Annotated in this window: 18 protein-coding genes; 13 read left to right on the top strand and 5 right to left on the bottom strand. The window is 71.1% G+C overall.

The window, feature by feature from the left end; all coding sequences use genetic code 11:
• Positions 1-25: 25 nt before the first annotated feature.
• The 10 genes from PV419_RS40270 (at position 26) to PV419_RS40225 (ending at position 12,710) form a co-directional block, all read left to right on the top strand.
• On the top strand, positions 26-952 hold the full coding sequence (locus PV419_RS40270; protein ID WP_319697524.1) for a sugar ABC transporter permease: 927 nt from the start codon (positions 26-28) through the stop codon (positions 950-952).
• A 53-nt stretch (positions 953-1,005) separates the two neighbouring features.
• Positions 1,006-1,848 carry a carbohydrate ABC transporter permease gene (locus tag PV419_RS40265; RefSeq protein ID WP_319697556.1) on the top strand — a complete coding sequence of 281 codons (843 nt, stop codon included), beginning with the start codon at positions 1,006-1,008 and terminating at the stop codon, positions 1,846-1,848.
• A gap of 68 nt (positions 1,849-1,916) precedes the next feature.
• Positions 1,917-3,308, top strand: coding sequence for a pectate lyase (locus PV419_RS40260; RefSeq protein WP_319697522.1), 1,392 nt, complete (start codon positions 1,917-1,919; stop codon positions 3,306-3,308).
• A 9-nt stretch (positions 3,309-3,317) separates the two neighbouring features.
• Positions 3,318-4,496, top strand: coding sequence for a Gfo/Idh/MocA family protein (locus PV419_RS40255; RefSeq protein ID WP_319697521.1), 1,179 nt, complete (start codon positions 3,318-3,320; stop codon positions 4,494-4,496).
• The gene (locus tag PV419_RS40250; RefSeq protein WP_319697520.1) at positions 4,493-5,374 is read left to right on the top strand and encodes a PmoA family protein; all 882 of its coding nucleotides are present in this window, start codon (positions 4,493-4,495) and stop codon (positions 5,372-5,374) included. Before PV419_RS40255 ends, PV419_RS40250 begins: the two co-directional genes overlap by 4 nt.
• Positions 5,371-6,936: a glycoside hydrolase 43 family protein gene (locus PV419_RS40245; RefSeq protein WP_319697518.1), complete on the top strand. Its 1,566-nt coding sequence runs from the start codon at positions 5,371-5,373 to the stop codon at positions 6,934-6,936. Before PV419_RS40250 ends, PV419_RS40245 begins: the two co-directional genes overlap by 4 nt.
• Positions 6,933-8,999, top strand: coding sequence for a pectinesterase family protein (locus PV419_RS40240; RefSeq protein ID WP_319697517.1), 2,067 nt, complete (start codon positions 6,933-6,935; stop codon positions 8,997-8,999). Before PV419_RS40245 ends, PV419_RS40240 begins: the two co-directional genes overlap by 4 nt.
• An 11-nt stretch (positions 9,000-9,010) precedes the next feature.
• Positions 9,011-10,372: a sugar ABC transporter substrate-binding protein gene (locus PV419_RS40235; RefSeq protein ID WP_319697516.1), complete on the top strand. Its 1,362-nt coding sequence runs from the start codon at positions 9,011-9,013 to the stop codon at positions 10,370-10,372.
• Between the two features lie 144 nt (positions 10,373-10,516).
• Positions 10,517-11,341, top strand: coding sequence for a rhamnogalacturonan acetylesterase (locus PV419_RS40230; protein WP_319697555.1), 825 nt, complete (start codon positions 10,517-10,519; stop codon positions 11,339-11,341).
• Between the two features lie 61 nt (positions 11,342-11,402).
• Positions 11,403-12,710, top strand: coding sequence for a pectate lyase (locus PV419_RS40225; protein ID WP_319697515.1), 1,308 nt, complete (start codon positions 11,403-11,405; stop codon positions 12,708-12,710).
• A gap of 132 nt (positions 12,711-12,842) precedes the next feature.
• Here PV419_RS40225 and PV419_RS40220 read toward each other — a convergent pair whose 3' ends face one another.
• A complete protein-coding gene (locus PV419_RS40220) occupies positions 12,843-13,721 on the bottom strand; it encodes a class I SAM-dependent methyltransferase (RefSeq protein ID WP_319697513.1) in 879 nt (292 codons plus the stop codon).
• A 316-nt stretch (positions 13,722-14,037) separates the two neighbouring features.
• Between PV419_RS40220 and PV419_RS40215 the strand changes: the two genes are divergently transcribed.
• Both PV419_RS40215 and PV419_RS40210 read left to right on the top strand, forming a co-directional pair.
• Positions 14,038-15,279: a right-handed parallel beta-helix repeat-containing protein gene (locus PV419_RS40215; protein ID WP_319697511.1), complete on the top strand. Its 1,242-nt coding sequence runs from the start codon at positions 14,038-14,040 to the stop codon at positions 15,277-15,279.
• Between the two features lie 137 nt (positions 15,280-15,416).
• Positions 15,417-16,862, top strand: a complete 1,446-nt coding sequence (locus tag PV419_RS40210; RefSeq protein WP_319697510.1) for an NCS2 family permease — start codon at positions 15,417-15,419, stop codon at positions 16,860-16,862.
• A gap of 43 nt (positions 16,863-16,905) precedes the next feature.
• Here the strand turns inward: PV419_RS40210 and PV419_RS40205 are convergent, their stop codons facing one another.
• Together PV419_RS40205 and PV419_RS40200 are read right to left on the bottom strand one after the other, a co-directional pair.
• Entirely contained in the window at positions 16,906-17,886 is a 981-nt protein-coding gene (locus tag PV419_RS40205) for an aldo/keto reductase (RefSeq protein ID WP_319697509.1), read from the bottom strand.
• Between the two features lie 99 nt (positions 17,887-17,985).
• A complete protein-coding gene (locus PV419_RS40200; protein WP_319697507.1) occupies positions 17,986-18,756 on the bottom strand; it encodes an IclR family transcriptional regulator in 771 nt (256 codons plus the stop codon).
• Between the two features lie 131 nt (positions 18,757-18,887).
• On the opposite strand from PV419_RS40200, the gene PV419_RS40195 reads away from it, so the two are divergent.
• Positions 18,888-20,417, top strand: coding sequence for an aldehyde dehydrogenase (NADP(+)) (locus tag PV419_RS40195; protein ID WP_319697506.1), 1,530 nt, complete (start codon positions 18,888-18,890; stop codon positions 20,415-20,417).
• Positions 20,418-20,510: 93 nt separating this feature from the next.
• On the opposite strand, the gene PV419_RS40190 is transcribed toward PV419_RS40195, so the two are convergent.
• Complete coding sequence (locus PV419_RS40190) at positions 20,511-20,963, bottom strand: fic family toxin-antitoxin system, toxin component (protein ID WP_319697504.1); 453 nt, start codon at positions 20,961-20,963, stop codon at positions 20,511-20,513.
• Positions 20,960-21,235: a plasmid mobilization protein gene (locus PV419_RS40185; RefSeq protein WP_319697502.1), complete on the bottom strand. Its 276-nt coding sequence runs from the start codon at positions 21,233-21,235 to the stop codon at positions 20,960-20,962. The genes PV419_RS40190 and PV419_RS40185 overlap by 4 nt, the downstream gene beginning before the upstream one ends.
• Positions 21,236-21,246: the final 11 nt, after the last annotated feature.

Here is a 21,246-nt window from a genome sequence, read left to right as displayed (position 1 = left end):
GCACCCTGAGAACGGAGAAGCAGTCATGGCCGACGCCGTGGCGAAACCACCCCGGGTCCCCCGGCGCCGTACCGGAGGCACCACCCGTCGCCTCCCGTATCTGCTGATCGCCCCCGCAGGGCTGCTGATGGTGGGCTTCATCGCCTATCCGATGCTCAGCGTCCTGTACTACAGCCTGCAGAACTACAACGTCACCAAGCCCTGGCGGAACGGCTACGCGGGCCTGGACAACTTCACCAAGATCTTCACGGACGACCCCCAGTTCTGGGACACCCTCGCCTTCAGCGGCAAATGGGTCGTCACCGAGGTGCTGCTGCAGTTGGTCCTCGGACTCACGCTCGCCCTGCTGGTCAACCAGACCTTCATCGGCCGCGGCATCGCGCGTGCCCTGGTCTTCTCGCCCTGGGCGGTGTCCGGGGTGCTGACCACCACCATCTGGATGCTGCTCTACAACCCGTCCACCGGCATCAGCCGCTACCTGGCGGACGCGGGCATCGGCAGCTACGGCACCTCGGTGCTCTCCGACACCGGCACCGTCTTCTGGGCGGCCGTCCTCGCCGAACTGTGGCGCGGCGTCCCGTTCTTCGCCATCCTCATCCTGGCCGATCTGCAGTCCATCCCGAAGGACCTGTACGAGGCGGCCTCGGTCGACGGCGCGGGGCGGATACGGAAGTTCTTCCACATCACCCTGCCGCATCTGAAGGACGCGATCATCCTCTCCACGCTGCTGCGCGGGGTGTGGGAGTTCAACAACGTCGACCTCCTCTACACCCTCACCGGCGGCGGCCCGGCCGGGCAGACCACCACCCTCCCGCTGTACGTCGCCAACACCGGCATCGACGGACATGACTTCGGCTACGCGTCCGCGCTGACCACCGTCGCCTTCGTGATCCTTCTCTTCTGCTCGATCCTCTATCTGCGCCTGAGCAAGTTCGGAGGCGACAACAAGTGACCACCGCACTCGCGGAGAAGGGCCTCGCCCCCGCCCCCGACGCACCTGCGGCCGTGGACAAGGGCAACAAGCGCGGGCGCAAGCTCGACGACGGTGTGCCGCGCTGGCAGATCTATCTGCCGCTGGCCCTCTACCTGCTGTTCACCCTGATCCCGTTCTACTGGATGCTGCTGTTCGCGCTGCGCCCGGCCGGCTCCACCTCGCTGGTGCCCTGGCCGATGACCGGCGAGCACTTCGCCAAGGTCTGGAACGAGCGCAGCTTCGGGGTCTTCTTCCAGAACAGCATGATCGTCGGAGTCTCCTCGCTGGTGATGACCACGGCGGTCGCCCTGGCCGGCGGCTACGCCCTGGCGCGCTTCGACTTCAAGATCAAAAAGGGGTTCATGCTGGCGCTGCTGGCCTCGCAGTTCATCCCCGGCGCGCTGATGCTGGTCCCGCTTTTCGAGATCTTCAAGAACCTGCAGATGATCAACTCGCTGGGGAGCGTGGTCATCGCGGAGACGGTCTTCCAGCTGCCGCTGTCCATGATCCTCATCAGCGGCTTCATCAAGAACGTGCCGGTGTCCCTGGAGGAACAGGCATGGGTGGACGGCTGCGGCCGCTTCCGCGCCTTCTGCGCGGTGGTGCTGCCGCTGCTGCGGCCCGGGCTGATCGCGGTGGGCTCCTTCGCCTTCGTCCACAGCTGGAACCACTTCCTGTTCGCCCTGATGTTCCTCAGCTCCCAGGACAAGCAGACCATCCCGGTCGGCCTCAACACCCTCATCGGGGCGGACAGCGTCGACCTGGGAGCCCTGGCGGCGGGCGGTGTGATCGCCGCCGTGCCGGTCGTCATCGTGTTCGCCTTCATCCAGAAGTGGCTGATCACCGGCTTCAGCGCGGGGGCGGTCAAGGGCTAGGCCGAAACGCCGCCGCTCAACCGGGCGGCTGATCGGAGCACATCTCTCGCGGACAAGGAGGTCCGAAGATGAGCATGGCGCACCCCCAAGGACGGGGCGTTCCAGCGATATCGCGCGCGCCGCGCACGGGTTGGGCTCGACTCGGCACCGCGGCCCTGGCCGCCGCCGCGCTTGTCGGGTTGGCTCTGCCGGCCGGCGCACAGGCCAGGGCCGGCGCGCAGGCCGAGCCGCCCGCGCCCGGCCGCGACCTGGGGCGTGAGGTGCTCGGGGCGGACGACGGGTGGGCGGCGGAGGGCGCCGGGACCACCGGCGGGGCCGCGGCCGATGACGCGCGGGTGTTCACCGTACGGACCCGCGCGCAGCTGGCCGCCGCGCTGGACGGCGGCAGCCCCGTACCGAAGATCATCTACGTCCGGGGGGCCATCGACGCCAACACCGACGCCCGGGGGCGCCCGCTGAGCTGCGCGGACTACGCCACCGACGGCTACACCACCGAGAAGTACCTCGCCGCCTACGACCCGAGACGCTGGGGCGGCCAGAAGCCCTCCGGCCCGCAAGAGGACGCCCGGGCGGCCTCGGCGGCCCGCCAGGCGGAGCGGGTCGAGCTGGCCGTCGGCTCCAACACCACCCTCGTCGGCGTCGGCCGGGACGCCGTCCTCAAGGGCGCGAGCCTCCAGATCAGGGACGCCTCCAACGTCATCGTCCGCAACCTCGAACTGCGCGACGCCTACGACTGCTTCCCCGTCTGGCAGCCCAACACCGGCGGCCTCGGCGACTGGAAGACCGCGTACGACAACATCTGGCTGCGCGGCGCGACCCACGTGTGGGTCGACCACGTGACCATCAGCGACAAGGGACACCCCGACGCCGCCGAGCCCACCTACTTCGGCCGCAACTACCTGCGCCACGACGGGCTGCTGGACATCACGAACGGCTCGGACCTGGTGACCGTCTCCTGGAGCCGGTTCGCCGACCACGACAAGGCGATGCTCATCGGCAACAGCGACACCGCCACCGGCGACCGCGGCAAACTGCGGGTCACCCTCCACCACAACAGCTTCAAGGGCGTCGTCCAGCGCGCCCCGCGGGTCCGCTTCGGCCAGGTCCACGTCTACAACAACGCCTACGAGGTCCCCGAGGGCACCGACTACCGCTACTCGTGGGGCGTGTCCACCGAGTCGCGCATCTACGCCGAGAACAACGCGTTCACCACCCCCGGCCACGTCGAGGCCGCCGACCTGGTGAAGAGCTGGAACGGCAGCGCGCTGCACCAGAGCGGAGCTGAGTTCAACGGCTACCGTGTCGACCTGCTCGCCATCCACAACTCCTACAACTCCGGCAGCGAGCGCGACCTGGAGCCCGACGTGGGCTGGACCCCCGCCCTGCACGGCCGGATCGACGGCGCCACGAAGGCGGTCAAGGACGTGGCCCGCGGCGCGGGCGCCGGACGGATCGGCTGAGAGGCGACCATGGAACCCACCCCCCTCGTACTCGCCGGCGCCCGCGGCCACGGCCGCTGGCACCTGGAGAACATCCGGCGGCTGACCGCCCAGGGCCTGGTCCGGCTCGCCGGAGTCTGTGAACTCACCCCCCTGACCGCCGAAGAGCTCGGCGACGGCCTCGGCACCCCCGAGCAGTCCGCCGACCTCGCCGACCTCGTCACGCGCACCGGCGCGCGGATCGCCGTCATCTGCACCCCCATCCACACCCACGCCGACCTCGCCCTCGCCGCCGCCGGGCGCGGCGCCTACCTGCTGCTGGAGAAGCCCCCCACGCCCTCCTACGCCGAGTTCACCCGCATGACCGAGGGCCTGCGCGAACTCGGCACCGCCTGCCAGATCGGCTTCCAGTCGCTCGGCTCCCACGCGCTCACCGCGATCCCAAAACTCATCTCCGACGGCGCCATCGGAGAGGTCACCGGCATCGGCGCGGCCGGCGCCTGGGCCCGTGACGAGGATTACTACACCCGCGCCCCCTGGGCCGGACACCGCTCTCTCGACGGCCGGGACGTCATCGACGGCGTGCTCACCAACCCCCTCGCCCACGCCGTCGCCACCGCCCTGCGCATCGACGGCGCCGACCGCGCCGAGGACATCACCTCCATCGAGCTGGAGCTGTTCCGGGCCAACGACATCGAGTCCGATGACACCTCCTGCGTACGGCTGCGCACCGCCCGCTCCGCCGGCTCGGGCACCGTCACCGTCGCCGCCACGCTGTGCGCCGAACAGCCCGGCGAGCCGTACGTCCTGATCCACGGCGACCGTGGCCGGATCACCTTCTGGTACAAGCTGGACCGGGTGCTCCTGGAGCGCCCCGGACACGAGCCCGAGACCACCGACCACCCCAGGACCGACCTCCTGGAGAACCTGGCCGCGCATCTGCGCGACGGCACCGAACTGCTCGTCCCCCCGCAGCGCACCGGCGCGTTCATGCGCGTCGTCGAAGCCATCCGCACCGCCCCCGATCCGGTCCGGCTCCCCGCGGACGCCTGGCGCACCGAGCCGGGCGTCGGCGCGGCGCCCTCGGCGAAACGCCGCGTCGTACCGGGCATCGACCGCCTGGTCGCCGCCGGCGCGGAACGCCTCGCCCTCTACTCGGAACTGCGTGCCCCCTGGGCCGCACCGCCCGCGGAGGTCCCCCACACATGAACCGTTCCCTGGCCAACCGGCCCCCCTGCACCGTCCTGCGCTGCGACGGGCGCCCCGTCGGCACCTACACCCACCGCCCGCAGCTGCCCGGCACCCTCTCCCCCCGCCCGTATCTGCACCCCGTACGGACCCTGGCGGGCATCACCGTCACCGAGTCGCGCCCCGCCGACCACCCGCACCACCTGGGCGTCGGCATGGCCGTCCCGGACGTGGCCGGGCGCAACTTCTGGGGCGGCCGCACCTATGTGCGCGGCCAGGGCCCCACCGAACTGGACAACCACGGCTCGCAGCGCCACCTGGGCTGGCTGCTGCGCGACCCGGACGGCTTCGTGGAGGAGCTGTCCTGGGTCGCGGGCGGACGGCAGATCCTGCTGGAGCGGCGCACGGTCGCGGTGCGCACCGTCTCCCACGGCGCCGGCGGCTGCTGGGCGCTCGACTTCACCACCGCCCTCACCAATGTGACGGGGGAGACCATCACCATCGGCAGCCCGGCCACCAACGGCCGCCCCGGCGCGGGCTACGGCGGCTTCTTCTGGCGCGCGCCGCGCCGCAGCGAGCCGCCGCGGGTCTTCAGCGCGGACGGCGAGGGCGAGGCCGCGGCGCACGGCAGGACCTCGGACTGGCTGGCGCTCGCGGCCGAGGACTGGACGCTGGTGTTCGCCGGGGCGACCGGCGACACCCGCGCCGACCCCTGGTTCGTCCGCACCGGCGACTACCCGGGCATCGGCTCGGCCCTCGCCTGGGACCGGCGGCTGGCCATCGCCCCCGCCGACACCGTCACCCGGCGCATCGTCACCGCGGTCGCCGACGGCCGCCTGGACCGCGAGGCGGCGGCCCGTATCGGGGCACAGCTGTCCGACAAGGGAGCGACCGTATGACCCCAGCGGCGAACACGTCGACGAACCGGCCGGTGTGGCGGGCCGACCAGGGAGACGGCACCTACCGCAACCCCGTGCTGAACGCCGACTGGTCGGACCCCGACGCCATCCGGGTCGGCGACGACTACTACCTCACCGCCTCCAGCTTCGGCCGCGCCCCCGGCCTGCCGATCCTGCACTCCCGCGACCTGGTCAACTGGCGGCTGATCGGCCACGCCCTCGAACGCCTCGAACCCGAGGAGACCTTCGCCGCCCCACGGCACGACTGCGGGGTGTGGGCACCCAGCATCCGCCACCACGACGACCGCTTCTGGATCTTCTGGGGCGACCCCGACGCCGGCGTCTACCAGATCAACGCCCCCGACCCGCGCGGCCCGTGGACCAGGCCGCACCTGCTCAAGGCGGGCAAGGGCCTGATCGACCCCTGCCCGCTGTGGGACGACGACGGCTCGGCCTACCTGGTCCACGCCTGGGCCAAGTCCCGTGCCGGGGTCAAGAACCGGCTCACCGGCCACCGGATGAGCCCCGACGGCACCGCCCTGCTGGACGAGGGCACGCTGATCGTCGACGCGGACGCCATCCCCGGCTGGTTCACGTTGGAAGGGCCGAAGGTCTACCGCCGGGACGGCTGGTTCTGGATCCTCGCCCCGGCGGGGGGCGTGGAGACCGGCTGGCAGGGCGCGCTGCGCTCGCGGGACTTCTTCGGCCCGTACGAACACCGGACCGTCCTGGCCCAGGGCCGCACCGACGTCAACGGCCCGCACCAGGGCGCGTGGGTGGACACCCCGGCGGGCGAGGACTGGTTCCTCCACTTCCAGCAGCGCGGGGCGTACGGGCGCGTGGTGCACCTCCAGCCCATGGAGTGGGCCGAGGACGGCTGGCCCGTGATGGGCGACCGCGGCGAGCCCGTCGCCTCGTACCGCAAACCCAAGGCGGAGTCGCAGCCCCCCGAGGCCCCGGCGACCGACGACGGCTTCCCGGGCGGGCGGTTCGGCCGCCAGTGGTCGTGGACGGCCAACCCGGCGCCGGGCTGGACCACCGCCCACAGCGGCGACGGCCTGCGGCTGACCTGCCACCGCACCGCCGACGCGCACGACCTGAGGCGGCTGCCGAACGTCCTGGTACAACGGCTGCCCGCGGAGGAGTTCACGGTGACGGTCGGGCTGTCCCTGCACAGCGACGTACCGGGCGCCAAGGCGGGGCTGGCGGTCCTGGGCGACGCGTTCGGCTGGATCGGCCTCGAGCGGACGGCGGACGGGACCCGCCTCGTCCACCGCTTCGCCGACGTCGCCACCGAACGGGAACGGGACGCCGAACCCCCACGCGAGGCACCCGACGGCCGGGCCCGACTCCGTATCGAGGTCTCCCACGGCGCCCGCTGCCGCTTCCTCACCGACACAGGAGACGGCAACGGCTGGCACCCCTCCGGCCCCGTCTTCGCCGCCACGCCGTGGCGCTGGGTGGGCGCGCTCCTGGGCCTCTTCGCAACGGCCCCAGACGGCCAAGGCACACCGGGCCACGCCGAGTTCACCAAGTTCCACACGGAAGGAAGCGATCAATGAGGTTGTGGGGAATCGTTCCGCTGAGGGGGCACCTCCCAGCGGTAGCTGGGGGAGGAACGGGTGGGCACAACCCCACCCGCAGACGGCCACGCACAGCAATCACAACGGCGCGTGCTCTTACGGCCACGGCCGCGCTCCTGGCCACACTCCTGACACTACTGACCGGCTTCCACGCCCCCACAGCGCAAGCACAACCACAAACCCCAGCCAAAACATGGTCGGACAAACCAGACGGCTTCGCCGCCGCCGCAGGCGGCACAACCGGCGGCGCAGGCGGCAAAGTAGTCACCGTCCGCACCCAGCAAGACCTCACCAAGTACGCCGCCGCCCCCGACCCCTACACCATCCGTATCGCAGGCTCGATCACCGTAGACCCCTTCGGCTCGGACATCGTCGTCGCCTCGAACAAGACCCTCATCGGCGTCGGTACCACCGCGGAGATCGTCCACGGCGAGCTCCACCTCAACCCCGGCACCCACAACGTCATCATCCGGAACCTCACCATCCGGGACAGCTACGTCGAGGGCGACTGGAACGGCAAGACCCAGGACTTCGACGCGATCCAGATGGACACCGTCCACCACGTGTGGATCGACCACAACACGTTCACCCACATGGGCGATGGACTGCTCGACATCCGCAAGGACAGCGACTACATCACCGTCTCCTGGAACGTCTTCAAGAACCACAACAAGGCGTTCGGCCTCGGCTGGACCGACAACGTGACCACGAACATCACCGTGCACCACAACTGGTTCACCGGCATCAAGCAGCGCAGCCCGTCCATCGACAACGCCGCGCACGCCCACCTCTACAACAACTACCTGTCCGCGCAGTACCGGGACGAGGACCCGGTGTGGACGTACGGCAACTGGTCCCGCGGCCGGACCAAGATGGTGATCGAGAACAGCTACTACGACGGGGTGCGCAACCCCTACCAGGCCGACGAGACCGCCGAGCTGGTCCAGCGCGGCAGCATCGCCCGCGACACCTCGGGCCGCCACGACACCCGGGGCGACGCCTTCGACCCGCGCGACTTCTACCCGTACCGGCTCGACCCGGCGGCCGCCGTGCCCGCCCTGGTGAAGAAGTTCTCCGGCCCGCAGAGCCGGCTCGGCACGGACACCGTGCTGCGCGTCGCGGCCGACGGCTCCGGCGACTTCCGTACCGTCCAGGCCGCCGTCGACGCCGTACCGGCGGGCAACGACGGACGGATCACGATCGCCATCGCGCCCGGCACCTACCGCGAGCAGGTCCGCGTCCCGGCCGACAAGCCGTACCTCACCTTCCAGGGCACCGGCCCGGACCGCGGCGACACCGTCATCGTCCATGACACCCCGGCCGAGTACGGCGGCTCCACCGGCAGCGCCACCGTCCTGATCGCCGCGAGCGATGTGACCGCCCGCCACCTCACCTTCGTCAACGACTTCGACGAGGCCGCCCACGAGCTGAAGGGCGAGCAGGCGCTGGCCATGAAGACGACCGGCGACCGGATCGTCTTCACGGACACAGCGTTCAAAGGCAACCAGGACACCCTGATGACCGACAGCCCCAAGCTGACCACCGTCAGTCGCGTCTACCTCCGCGACGCGTACATCGAGGGCGACGTCGACTTCATCTACGGGCGCGCCACCACCGTCATCGAGCGCTCCACCATCAAGGCGCTCAGCCGCGGCAGCGACAGCAACAACGGCTGGATCACCGCCGCGAGCACCTGGAAGGGCAATCCGTACGGCTTCCTCATCACCGGGAGCCGGATCGTCAGCGACGCGCCCGACCAGAGCTTCCACCTCGGCCGCCCCTGGCACCCCGGCGGCGAGCCGGACGCCATCGCCCAGGTGCTGATCCGGGACACCTCGCTGCCCGCCGCGATCAAGTCCGCCCCGTGGACGGACATGGGCGGATTCCCGTGGCAGGAAGCCCGTTTCAGCGAGTACCGCAACACCGGACCGGGGGCCGCCCCGTCCGCCGACCGACCGCGGATGACGGACGCCGACGCCGCGGACCACGAGGTGGCCGACTATCTCGCGGGCAGCGACGGCTGGGCACCCCAGACTCACTAGGAGATGCGCATATGAGAAACAACCCCATACCAGCGATATCCCGCCGGCGCGGCAGCGCCGTGCGCGGCGCCGCGGCCGTGGCCGTGACGCTCGCCCTCGCCCTGTCCGCCACCGCGTGCGGGGACGACGGGTCGAGCTCCGGGTCGGAGGGGTCCGGCAAGGGCAAGATCGTCTTCTGGGACAACAACGGCGGTCCGCGCACCGCGGTCTGGAAGCAGATCATCGCCAAGTTCGAGAAGAAGTACCCGGACATCGAGGTCGAGTACGTGCCGATCCCGATCGCCGACGTCCAGTCGAAGTACACCACGGCCATCCAGGGCGGCAACGACAGCCTTCCCGACGTGGGCGGTGTGGGCACGGCGTACCTGGCCAACCTCGTCGTCCAGAACGCCCTCGAGCCGGTCACCGACCGTATCCAGGACAGCCCGCTCAAGGGCAAGCTGGTCAAGAACATGGTGGAGAGCGTCCGCGCGGCCGGTGGCGACGACAAGGAGCTGTTCTCCGTCCCGACCTCGGCCAACCAGGGCACCCTGTGGTACCGGACCGACCTGTTCAAGGCCAAGAACCTGCCGGCGCCGACCACCTGGGACAACTTCTACAAGGCCGCTGACGAGCTGACCGACAAGGGCAAGAACAAGTTCGGCTTCACCCTGCGCGGCGGGGCCGGGTCCATCGCCCAGGCGATGGAGATGATGTACGCCCAGTCCGGCATCGACACCTTCTGGAACGGCGACAAGACCACCCTCAACGACCCCAAGAACGTCGCGGCGCTGGAGAAGTACGTCGGCCTCTACAAGAAGGTCACCCCGGCCGCCGACCTGAACAACGACTTCACCAAGATGGTCGCCGAGTTCGACCAGGGCGACATCGGCATGCTGCAGCACAACCTCGGCAGCTACAACGACCATGTGAAGGCGTTCGGCAAGGACAAGATCGCCGGTGTGCCGGCGCCGCCGTCCGCCGAGGGGCAGCCGCGCACCATCATCTCCAACCCGGTCGACGGGCTCGGCCTGTTCAAGGCGAGCAAGAACAAGGCGGCGGCCTGGAAGTTCATCGAGTTCGCTGCCTCCGCGGAGATGAACAGCCTCTGGAACGAGGACACCGGCGCCCTCCCGGCCAACGTCGACGCCGCGGACGACGCCTGGATCCAGCAGGCCCCGCCGACCAAGGCGGCGCTGGAGTCGCTCAGCGACCCGCAGACCAAGGTGGTGCAGCTGCCGTACTACCTGCCGGACTGGAACACCATCAGCAAGGCGGACAACGAGCCGAACTTCCAGAAGGTGCTGCTCGGCAAGATGACCGCCAAGGAGTTCTGCGACAAGGTCGCCAAGGAGCTCAACGAGGCCCAGGCGGACTGGAAGAAGCACAACTAGGCGTGTCCCGTCGCGGGCCGGCCGCCGCGCCGGCGGCCGGCCCGCGCCCCATCCGCGCACATCCCCGCCTCTTCCGTGCCCCATCCGTGCCCCATGCGCGTCCCCCGTGACCCCCGTGACCTGGACGAAAGGCATCCGCACGCCATGACACTCTCCCGCAGACACGCGGCCGCGTCGCTCGCCGCCGCCCCGCTCGCCCTCGCCGCGACCGGCACCGCCCAGGCCCGCTCCGGCGGGCGCGGCACGCCCCGCGCCGGGGCGACCATCTACCTCGCGGGCGACTCCACCGCCGCCACGAAGGCTGCCTCGGCCGCCCCGGAGACCGGCTGGGGGATGGCCCTGCCCTTCTTCCTCGCCGACCGGCTGCGGGTCGCCAACCACGCGGCCAACGGCCGCAGTTCGAAGAGCTTCTACGACGAGGGGCGGCTGGGGACGATCCTGGCCGCCATCCGGCCCGGCGACTTCCTGTTCATCCAGTTCGGCCACAACGACGAGAAGACCGACGACCCGGCCCGGGGCACCGATCCGGCCACCACGTACCCCCAGTACCTGCGGCTGTACATCAAAGGGGCGCGCGACCGCGGCGCCCGCCCGGTCCTGCTGACCTCCGTCGAGCGCCGCAAGTTCGACGCGGCGGGCACCGCCCAGCCCACGCACGGCGCCTACCCCGGCGCGGTGCGCTCCCTCGCCCGGGCCGAAGGGGTGCCGCTGATCGACGTACAGGCGTCGAGCATCGCCCTGTGGCAGCGGCTCGGGCCCGAGGCCACCAAGGGCTGCTTCAACTGGCTCGCCCCGGGGGAGTGGCCCAACTACCCGGACGGCAGGCAGGACAACACCCACTTCCAGCCGCACGGCGCGATCGAGGTGGCCCGCCTCGTCGCGCGCGAGCTCAAGTCCAAGGGCGTGCTGGCCGCGTCCGAGGTGCGCCGCCTGGGCGAGGCGATCCCGGACAGCTGGATCACCTGGTAGCGGCACGCGCCCCCTGTCCCTTCCCCCGTACGCCCCCACACGTCCCGCAAGGAGCCGGAACATGCGCACTTCCAGATGTCATGCCCGCGTCATCTCGCTCGCCTCGGTGCTCTGCTGCGCCTCCCTCGTGCTCGCCGCCGCCCCCGCCACGGCGGCCCCCGCAGCGTCCGTACGGGGCACCCTCCCGGCGGGCGACGGCTGGGCCTCCGCCGAGGGCGGCACGACCGGCGGGGCCGCGGCCGACAAGGCCCACACCTTCACGGTCACCAACCGCGCCCAGCTCGCCAAGGCGCTCGACGGCTCCGACGGCAGCCCGCGGACCATCTACGTCAAGGGCACCATCGACGCCAACACCGACCCCGCCGGCAAGCCGCTGAGCTGCGCTGACTACGCCACCAACGGCTACAGCCTGGACGCCTACCTCGCCGCGTACGACCCGGCCACCTGGGGCGACGCCCAGCCATCCGGCCCGCAGGAGGACGCCCGCGCCGCCTCCGCCGCGGTCCAGGGGAAGCGCGTCAAGCTGGCCGTCCCCTCCCACACCACCATCCTCGGCGTCGGCCGGGACGCCCGGCTGCTGGGTGCCAGCCTCCAGGTCACCCGCGCGGACAACGTGATCATCCGCAATCTCACCTTTGAGGACGCCTTCGACTGCTTCCCCGCCTGGGACCCGACCGACGGCGCGGACGGCGCCTGGAACTCCGAGTACGACAACCTCGTCGTCTACGGCTCCACTCATGTCTGGGTCGACCACAACACCTTCACCGACGGCCGCCGCCCCGACAGCGCCCAACCCCGCTACTACGGCCAGCTCTACCAGCAGCACGACGGCGAACTGGACGTGGTGCGCGGCGCCGACCTCGTCACCGCCTCCTGGAACCTCTTCGCCGACCACGACAAGACGCTGATGATCGGCAACAGCGACAGCGCGGGCGCCACCGACCGTGGCAAGCTCCGCGTCACCCTCCACCACAACGTCTTCAAGAACATCGTCGAGCGCGCCCCGCGGGTCCGCTTCGGCAAGGTCGACGTCTACAACAACCACTACATCGCCCCCGCCGACGGCTACGCCTACAGCTGGGGCGTCGGCGTCGAGTCCCAGCTGTACGCCGAGGCCAACGCCTTCACCCTGCCCGGCACGGTCGACCCCGCCAAGGTCATCAAGAAGTGGAAGGGCACGGCGCTCACCGAGAAGAACAACTACGTGGGCGGCAAGCCCGTAGGCCTCCTCGCCGCCCACAACGCGGGCGTCCCCGACGAGCAGTTGGGCGACGACGCGGGCTGGACGCCGACACTGCGCACCCGCGTCGACGCGCCGCGCGCGGTGCCCGGGATCGTCGACGGGCGCGCGGGCGCGGGCCGCCTCTGACAGTCGCCACCCCCCAAGCGGGGAGGCCGGGCGTTACCTGGCCCCGCCCGGCCTCCCTTTGGGTTTGTGGTGAGAAGGGGACACCGACACACCGTGGCATCGGCGTGTCGGTGTCCCCTTCTCACCACAACGTCACTGGCATGAGGGAAGCGTCGCCGTGCGGAGGACGTGTGCCGTCGAGCGGCGTTCGCGCTCGCCCCTGGGGTGGCCGGTGCGTTCGACGGCGTAACCGGTTATGAGCCGGACCGCGTCCAGGTCCTCCACCGCGGCGAAGCCCAGCCCCCTCAGCTCCGTCGCCAGCTCCGCGGGCGCGAAATAGCTCAGGAAGGGCTCGCCGAGCGCGGCCACGCGCGCCGCGCGGACGCGGTGGCCGGCGCGGCCGCGCGGGGTCATGGCGCTCGGCGGCTCGCTGTAGTCGAAGACCGCCTCCGCGCCGCCGGGCAGGCCCGCGATGTAGCCGAGCGTGCCGAACACCGCGTCGCGGGTCAGATACGGCACCACGCCCAGCCAGCTGAAGAACGCCGGTCGCGCCGGGTCGAGTCCGGCCGCGGCCAGGCCGTCGCCCAGGCTCTCCCGCTCGAAGTCGACCGGCGCGAAGGTCAGCGACGGCGGCAGCGGGATGCCGGCGCCGGACAGGCGCTCGCGCTTCCACTCCTGAGTGGCCGGGTGGTCCACCTCGAAGACCGCCAGCCCGGCGGCCTCGTGCGGATTGCGGTAGGCGAGGGTGTCCAGCCCGGCGCCCAGGACCACGAGTTGGCGCACGCCGCGCTCCACCGCGGCGGCCAGACGGTCCTCGGCGAAGCGCGAGCGAGCGGCGATGAACAGGCGGATGCCCCGGCGCTCGGAGGCGGTGCGGGAGGCGTCGAACTCGCCGCCCAGTTCGTCGGCGTCCGCTCCGAGTATGCGGACGGCCAGCGGATCGCGGAACAGGCGGCCCGCGTCCAGCGTCTGGTGGGCCGCGCGGAGCGCGGCGGCCCGCCGGGCGGTGCGGCTGGGGCTGCGCGGTTGCATCTCGGGCCTCCCGGGCCTCGGTCGGGGATTTAGTTGCCTGAGGTTACCGTATCTGGCGTCTCGTGCCCGATGTCGCGCCATGGGCCGACGCGATCCGTCCTGTGTGCATCCTGACCGCCTTTGACCGGCGAGGAGGCTCTTCCGGCCACGAAATGATCAAGGTTTGCCCCGGCCTCTCGTGCGACCATCCCGATTTCGTAATCTAAGAATTCGCGAGTGCGCGGCAACCTAAGCTGGGGTTGGCGGCAACTACGGCTTGGAATGGGTCGGACCAGGATCCCCCGGCCCGTTCCCTCGACGCAGAACAGGAGTTGCCATGGGGCTGAGGCGCAAGCGCGGTCGCCACCGCCGCCGGAAGGACCGTACGCTGCCGCTGGGCAGCGCCGTCATCGTGGCGTCGGCCGTGGCGGGGCTCTATCTGACGGCAGCCCCCGAGGGCGCGAGCGCTGTGGCGTCGACCGTGTATGTGTCCCCCCAGGGCGACGACCGGGACTCCGGCTCGCTCGAATCCCCGTACCGCACACTGGAGAAGGCCTTCTCGGTCGCGAAGGCGGGCACCGTCATCGAGGTGCGCGGCGGCACCTACTACCCCGCCCGGACCCTCCGCAGCTCCGTCGACGGCACCGCCCGGGACCGCGTCGAGCTGCGGCCCTACCGCGCCGAGCAGGTCCGGGTCGACGGCTCGCGGCTCTCGTCCGGCTCCTCGCTGCTCTCGCTCCGCGCCGACTACTGGACCGTCTCGGGCATCGATTTCCGCAACGCCCCCGGCGGCGGCCTGGTCTGCACCTCCTGTGCGCGCACCGTCTTCGACAGCCTCTCCACCCACGGCAACGGCGACACCGGGCTCACCCTGCGCGGCAAGGGCACCGACAACAACGTCATCCGCAACCTGGACGCGTACGACAACCACGACGACGCCACCGGCGGCGAGCAGGCGGACGGCATAGCCGTCACCCACGGCTCCGGCCGTGGCAATGTGATCACCGGAGTCCGGGCGTTCAACAACAGCGACGACGGTGTGGACCTGTGGAGATGGGCCAGCCCGGTCACTATCGAGCACACCTGGGCCTTCGGAAACGGCGAAAACCGCTGGCGCATCCGCGACTTCCGGGGCGACGGCAGCGGCTTCCAGCTCGGCGGCGACGCTCCGGCCCCCTCGCCCGCCCATGTCATACGGAACTCCGCCGCCTGGGACAACACCCAGTACGGCTTCGCGGCCAACGGCAACACCGGCGCGATCCGCGTCCGGCGCACCACGGCGTACGGCAACCAGGCCGCGGGCTACTCCTTCCCCGGCTCCCATGCGCTGCTCGAGCGCAATCTCGCCGTCTCCAACGGCGACGCCAAGGTCGACACCGACGCGGCGGCCGTCTCCCGGGGCAACAACTGGAGCCCCGGCCGGGGCAGCGGCTGGAGCCCCGGTGGCGCGGCCACCCCGCCCTTCGTCACCACCAACCCCATCACGGCTCAAGGCGCCCGGCGGCAGGACGGCTCACTGCCCGTCACCAGCTTCCTGGTGGTGGCCGACGGCTCCGATATCGGCTCCACGATGGAGTGACGCCCCGTCGCGGCGCCCACCGCACCGCGCCGCACGGCGGTTGATCTCGTAACACGGCGAAAACCTGAGCGGTCCGCGTAGTGGGCACAATCCAGTCACCCCGCACGCGTCTGTTTCACGCTTAAGGAGCGCCACGCATGGCACGACAGGTGACCGACAAGGCACCGACCCCCACCGCGGCCCGCCGCAACGGCCTCGATCGGTTCTTCCGAATATCCGAGCGGGGGTCCACCCTCGGCCGGGAGGTCCGGGGCGGGTTCGCCACCTTCTTCACGATGGCCTACATCCTCGTGCTGAACCCGATCATCCTGAGCGGGGCGGAGGACAAGTTCCACGCGAAGCTCGACGGTCCGCAGCTGGTCACCGCGACCGCCCTGGTCGCCTGCGTGATGACCGTCCTCATGGGCGTCGGGGGTAATCTGCCGCTCGCGCTCGCCGCCGGCCTCGGGCTCAACGCGGTCGTCGCGTACCAGATCGCCCCGCAGATGAGCTGGCCCGATGCCATGGGCCTGGTGGTCCTGGAGGGCCTGATCATCTGTGTGCTGGTGGGCACCGGGCTGCGTGAGGCGGTGATGCACGCGATTCCGCAGCCGCTGAAGCAGGCGATCAGTGTGGGCATCGGCCTGTTCATCGCCTTCATCGGCTTCATCGACGCGGGCTTCGCCAGCCGCATCCCGGGCATGACCGGTTCAGTGCCGGTCCAGCTCGGCGCGACCGGGCGGCTGACCGGCTGGCCGGTGCTCGTCTTCTGCCTCGGGGTGCTGCTGACCATCGCCCTGATGGTGCGCAAGGTCAAGGGCGCGATCCTGATCAGTATCGTCGCCTCGACCGTGCTCGCGGTCATCATCAACGAGATCGCCGACATCAAGCCCCAGGCGTGGGGGCTGACCGTGCCCTCCCTCCCGGACAAGATCGTCGACACCCCGGACTTCGGCCTGGTCGGCTCCTTCAGCCTGTTCGGGGCGTTCCAGCAGGTCGGCGTGGTCACCATCGTCCTGCTGATCTTCACCCTGATCCTGTCCGACTTCTTCGACACCATGGGCACGGTCGTCGGCGTGAGCAACGAGGCCGGGCTGCTCGACGCGGAAGGCAGGGTGCCCAACCTGGGCCGGGTGCTGCTGATCGACGGGGTGGCGGCGGCCGCGGGCGGAGCGGCGTCCGCCTCGTCCAACACCAGCTACATCGAGTCGGCGGCCGGGGTCGGCGAGGGGGCGCGCACCGGCTTCGCCAGCGTCGTCACCGGCGCGCTGTTCGGGCTCGCCCTCTTCCTGACCCCACTGGCGACCATGGTGCCCGCCCAGGCCGCCACCCCGGCGCTGATCGCCGTGGGATTCCTGCTGATGAGCCAGGTGCGGCACATCGAGTGGGAGCGCTACGACATCGCCATCCCGGCGTTCCTCACCATCGCCGTGATGCCGTTCACCTACTCCATCACCAATGGGATCGGCGCCGGGTTCATCGCGTATGTGCTCATCAAGGCGGTCCTGGGCAAGGCGCGCGAGGTGCACTGGCTGCTGTGGGGGACCGCGGCGCTGTTCGCCCTCTACTTCGGGATCGACCCGGTCGAGCAGCTGCTCACCTGAGCCTGCCCGAGCCGCCCGCCCGCTCCGCCGCCCCCGCGTCCCGTCAGCCGTGACCCATGACGGGGCGCGGGCGGTACGGCGCCTCCAGCCGGGCCACCTCTTCCTCGTCGAGCCGCACCCCGACCGCGGCGACCGCGTCCTCCAGGTGGCCGATTCTGGTCGCCCCCACGATCGGCGCGGTCACCGCGGGCTTGCCGAGCAGCCATGCGAGCGCGACCTGCGCCGGGCTCACCCCGCGCTCCTCGGCCACGGCACGGGTGGTGTCCACGATGTCGAACTCGGCGTCCGCGTACCACGTCTGGACCAGCGGGTCGTCGCTCGCCCGGGCCGTCGCCCCGGTGCGGTCCCGGTCACGGGTGCCCGCGAGCAGCCCGCGCGCCAGCGGGCTCCACGGGATCACCCCCACCCCCTGGTCCAGGCAGAGCGGGTTCATCTCCCGCTCCTCCTCCCGGTACAGCAGGTTGTAGTGGTTCTGCATCGAGACGAACCGGGTCCAGCCCGCCGCCGCGGCCGTGTGCTGGGCCTTGGCGAACTGCCAGGCGAACATGGACGACGCGCCGATATAGCGCGCCTTCCCCGCCCGCACCACGTCGTGCAGCGCCTCCATGGTCTCCTCGATCGGCGTCTCGGGGTCCCACCGGTGGATCTGGTAGAGGTCGACATGGTCGGTGCCCAGCCGCCGCAGGGAGGCGTCGATGCCCGCCAGGATGTGTTTCCGGGACAGCCCGCGGTCGTTGGGCCCCGGCCCCATCGGAAAGTGCACCTTGGTGGCCAGCACGTAGTCGTCGCGGCTGCGGAAGAGGTCACGCAGCAGCTCGCCCGTGACCTCCTCGCTTCTGCCCTTGGAGTACATATCGGCGGTGTCGAAGAACGTCACGCCGCTCTCGACCGCCCGCCGCACGATCGGCCGCGCCGCGTCGATGTCCAGCTGCCACGTGCGGTGTTCGGGGTCGCCATAGCTCATCATCCCCAGGCAGATCCGCGACACCTTGATCCCGGACCGTCCCAGGCGGGCGTACTCCATGCGTCTCACCTTTCACTCGACCGGTCACAGCAGACCACCACGGCCCCCGTGTGTCAGCCCGGTCCGACGAAACCGCACTCGTACGCCGCAGCCTCACGGTCAGAGGCGGCGGGTCGCGAGGGTGAGGCGGTCGCGGGCGTCGAAGAGGGCGTCCTTGATCATCTGCTCATGGGTGGGGGTGAGCCGGGCCACCGGCACCGAGCAGCTGATCGCGTCCCGCGAGGGGGTCCGGTAGGGGATCGCGATGCCGAAGCAGCGCAGCCCCAGCGTGTTCTCCTCGCGGTCCACCGCGTACCCCTGCTCGCGGATGAGGTGCAGGTCCTCGATGAGCTTCTCGCGGTCGGTGATGGTGTGCTCGGTGAGCGCGCCCAGGGTCTCCGGCAGCATCTTGCGCACCTGCTCGTCGGAGTAGGTGGCCAGCAGCGCCTTGCCCAGCGAGGTGGAGTGGGCGGGCAGCCGGCGGCCGACGCGGGTGAAGGGGCGCAGATAGTGCTGGGACTGGCGGGTGGCGAGGTAGACCACGTTGGTGCCGTCGAGGCGGGCGAGGTGGATGGTCTCGGTGGTGTCGTCCGAGAGCCGGTCCAGGGTCGGCCGGGCGGCGGCCACGACCTCGTCGCCGTCGATGTACGAGGTGCCGACGAGCAGGGCGCGCACGCCGATGCCGTAGCGGGTGCCGGTCGCGTCGGTCTCCACCCAGCCGAGCTCGACCAGGGTGCGCAGCAACATGTAGAGAGAGGACTTGGGGTAACCGACGGCCTCCTGGACGGCGGCCAGGCTGTGCATACCGGGTCGGCCGGCGAAGAATTCCAGCAGCTCGACCGTCCGGACCGCCGACTTGACCTGGGCGCCACCCGTCTCGGCAGTTGACATCGCCTTGACCCCTTTGTTCGACCAGCCATAGAGTCCCAACAGAGTTCACTATCAGGGACAGCGTTCAGCATATCGAACAACAGCCGAGGTGCGGGACGCAAGCAGCGGCAACACAGCAGGAGGATTCCACGGTGTCAGCACCAGTGTGGAGCGTCGACCCCCGAACCGGGAAGCAGCGGGAGCAGGTCGCGATCGAAGCCACCGCCGAGGAGATCGACCGCGTGGTGCGGGCGGCCCACGAGGCACGCGGCTCCCTGGCCGACCGGGCGGTGCGCGCCGCCTTCCTGCGCGCCGCCGCCGACCGGCTCGACGAGGCGCGGGACCAGCTGGTCGAGGCGGCCGACGCCGAGACCGCGCTGGGCCCCGTCCGGCTCACCGGCGAGCTCGCCCGCACCACCTACCAGCTGCGGGCCTTCGCCGACATCGTGGACGAGGGCGGCTTCCTCGACGTACGTGTCGACCACGCCGACGCCACCCAGACCCCGCCCTGGCCCGACCTGCGCCGCTACAAGGTGCCGCTCGGTGTCGTCGCGGTCTACTCCGCGAGCAACTTCCCGCTCGCCTTCTCCGTGCCCGGCGGCGACACCGCCAGCGCGCTCGCCGCGGGCTGCCCGGTCGTCGTCAAGGCGCACCCCGACCACCCCGCCACCTCCGAGGTGGCCGCCTCCGCACTGCGCCGCGCCGCCGAGGAGTCCGGGCTGCCCGCGGACGTGGTCTCGGTGGTGCACGGCTTCCAGGCGGGCATCGAGCTGGTCAAGCACCCGCTGGTCGCCGCCGCCGGCTTCACCGGCTCGATCCGCGGTGGCCGCGCCCTGTTCGACGCCGCCGCCGCCCGGCCGGTGCCGATCCCCTTCCACGGCGAGCTGGGCAGCCTCAACCCGGTCGTGGTCACCGAGGCCGCGGCGGCCGAGCGCGCCGAGCAGATCGGCGCGGGTCTGGGCGGGTCGATGACGCTGGGCATGGGCCAGTTCTGCACCAAGCCCGGCTTTGTGCTGGCTCCGGCGGGCGAGGCGGGCGACCGGCTGGTGAAGTCCCTCACCGAGGCGGTCAGCAACAGTGAGGCCGGCGTGCTGCTGGACCACCGCATGCGCGACAACTTCGTCGCCGGGGTCAAGGAGCGGGCCGAACTCCCCGAGGTGGACGCCCCGGTCACCCCCGGCTCCGGCGGTGAGCACACGGTCAGCGCCGGCTTCCTGACCGTCCCGGCGCGGCTGCTCGCCGAGGAGGGGGCGCACGATGTGCTGCTCGAGGAGTGCTTCGGCCCGGTGACCGTGCTCGCCCGCTACGAGAGCGAGGCCGACATCACGGCCGTGCTCGGGCGGCTGCCGGGCAACCTCACCGCCACCGTCCACCTCTCCGAGGCCGAGGGCGAAGGCGGCGAGGGCCGGGCCGGCGAGCTGCTCGCCGAGCTGACCCCGCTCGCGGGCCGCGTCCTGGTCAACGGCTGGCCGACCGGCGTCGCCGTCGCCCCGGCCCAGCACCACGGCGGCCCGTATCCGGCGACCACCTCCACCTCCACCTCGGTCGGCGGCACCGCCATCGAGCGCTGGCTGCGGCCGGTCACTTACCAGGACGCCCCGGCCGCGCTGCTGCCGCCGGAGCTGCGCGACGAGAACCCGCAGGGGCTGCCCCGCCGGGTGAACGGGCGCCGGGAGGTCTGACGAACCGGGGTACAACGCCGCGGGCGGGACCGGCCGGTCCCGCCCGCGGTCGTCCGCGCCGAAGAGCGCGGTGGGCTGTACGGCCGGCCGGGCTCAGCCGTCGGCCGTCCCGTCCACTGTCCCGTCCCTTGTTCCGCCCCCTGTTCCGTCGGCCGTCCCGTCCTCCGTCCAGGCGCGCAGTGCGCGGGCGATGTGCCGCAGCGCAACCCCCGGGCCCGCGATGTCGCGCATCAGCGCCAGCACCTCGGCGCCCTTGACGTCCTGGGTGACGGACAGGCCGTTTATCGTCAGCACCGCCCGGGTCGCGGCCCATGCCGCGTCGGCCTGGGAGTGTTCGAGCCAGGGGTGGCGCAGCAGCGTGTCGAGGACCGCGGCCGCCTTGAGGTGGGCGCCCCAGTACACGTCCTGGTTCAGCATGTGCGCGCCGTGCCGGTGGATGGCCGCCAGCGGCACCCCGTAGTCGTCTATCGCGGGCGAGCCGGGGATGTCCGCGGTCGCCTGGAGCAGGGTGGGGAAGTCGATGGCAAACCCTGGAGACCGGGTCAACTGGCGTCCCTCAGGCGCGTGGCCGGGTCGAACCCCATCTCCTTGCTCGTGCTGCGGGGACGCGCCGCGAGCTCCTCGTTGAGCTCCTCGAACTCGCCCTTCCAGCGCTGCAGCGAATCCCGGAACGCGGCCAGGAATGTCTCCCGGGTCTCGTCCCGGTCCAGCGCGAGCCGAGCCCGCCCGTACGCCTGGAGCGTCATGCCGACGGCCGCCGCACGGCGCCGGATCTCCTCGTGTTCTTCTTCGGTGAGCCGGAGGATGAGGTTGGCCATGCGGGGAGACA

The organism is Streptomyces sp. ME19-01-6, assembly GCF_033793745.1.
Taxonomy (GTDB): Bacteria; Actinomycetota; Actinomycetes; order Streptomycetales; family Streptomycetaceae; genus Streptomyces.
This window is presented reverse-complemented; position numbering and strand designations above follow the sequence as displayed.

Coding starts and splice junctions, on each gene's coding strand:
- PV419_RS40270 (WP_319697524.1), top strand. CDS start 26: ATGGCCGACGCCGTGGCGAAACCACCCCGGGTCCCCCGGCGCCGTACC.
- PV419_RS40260 (WP_319697522.1), top strand. CDS start 1,917: ATGAGCATGGCGCACCCCCAAGGACGGGGCGTTCCAGCGATATCGCGC.
- PV419_RS40255 (WP_319697521.1), top strand. CDS start 3,318: ATGGAACCCACCCCCCTCGTACTCGCCGGCGCCCGCGGCCACGGCCGC.
- PV419_RS40250 (WP_319697520.1), top strand. CDS start 4,493: ATGAACCGTTCCCTGGCCAACCGGCCCCCCTGCACCGTCCTGCGCTGC.
- PV419_RS40245 (WP_319697518.1), top strand. CDS start 5,371: ATGACCCCAGCGGCGAACACGTCGACGAACCGGCCGGTGTGGCGGGCC.
- PV419_RS40240 (WP_319697517.1), top strand. CDS start 6,933: ATGAGGTTGTGGGGAATCGTTCCGCTGAGGGGGCACCTCCCAGCGGTA.
- PV419_RS40235 (WP_319697516.1), top strand. CDS start 9,011: ATGAGAAACAACCCCATACCAGCGATATCCCGCCGGCGCGGCAGCGCC.
- PV419_RS40230 (WP_319697555.1), top strand. CDS start 10,517: ATGACACTCTCCCGCAGACACGCGGCCGCGTCGCTCGCCGCCGCCCCG.
- PV419_RS40225 (WP_319697515.1), top strand. CDS start 11,403: ATGCGCACTTCCAGATGTCATGCCCGCGTCATCTCGCTCGCCTCGGTG.
- PV419_RS40220 (WP_319697513.1), bottom strand. CDS start 13,721: ATGCAACCGCGCAGCCCCAGCCGCACCGCCCGGCGGGCCGCCGCGCTC.
- PV419_RS40215 (WP_319697511.1), top strand. CDS start 14,038: ATGGGGCTGAGGCGCAAGCGCGGTCGCCACCGCCGCCGGAAGGACCGT.
- PV419_RS40210 (WP_319697510.1), top strand. CDS start 15,417: ATGGCACGACAGGTGACCGACAAGGCACCGACCCCCACCGCGGCCCGC.
- PV419_RS40205 (WP_319697509.1), bottom strand. CDS start 17,886: ATGGAGTACGCCCGCCTGGGACGGTCCGGGATCAAGGTGTCGCGGATC.
- PV419_RS40200 (WP_319697507.1), bottom strand. CDS start 18,756: ATGTCAACTGCCGAGACGGGTGGCGCCCAGGTCAAGTCGGCGGTCCGG.
- PV419_RS40185 (WP_319697502.1), bottom strand. CDS start 21,235: ATGGCCAACCTCATCCTCCGGCTCACCGAAGAAGAACACGAGGAGATC.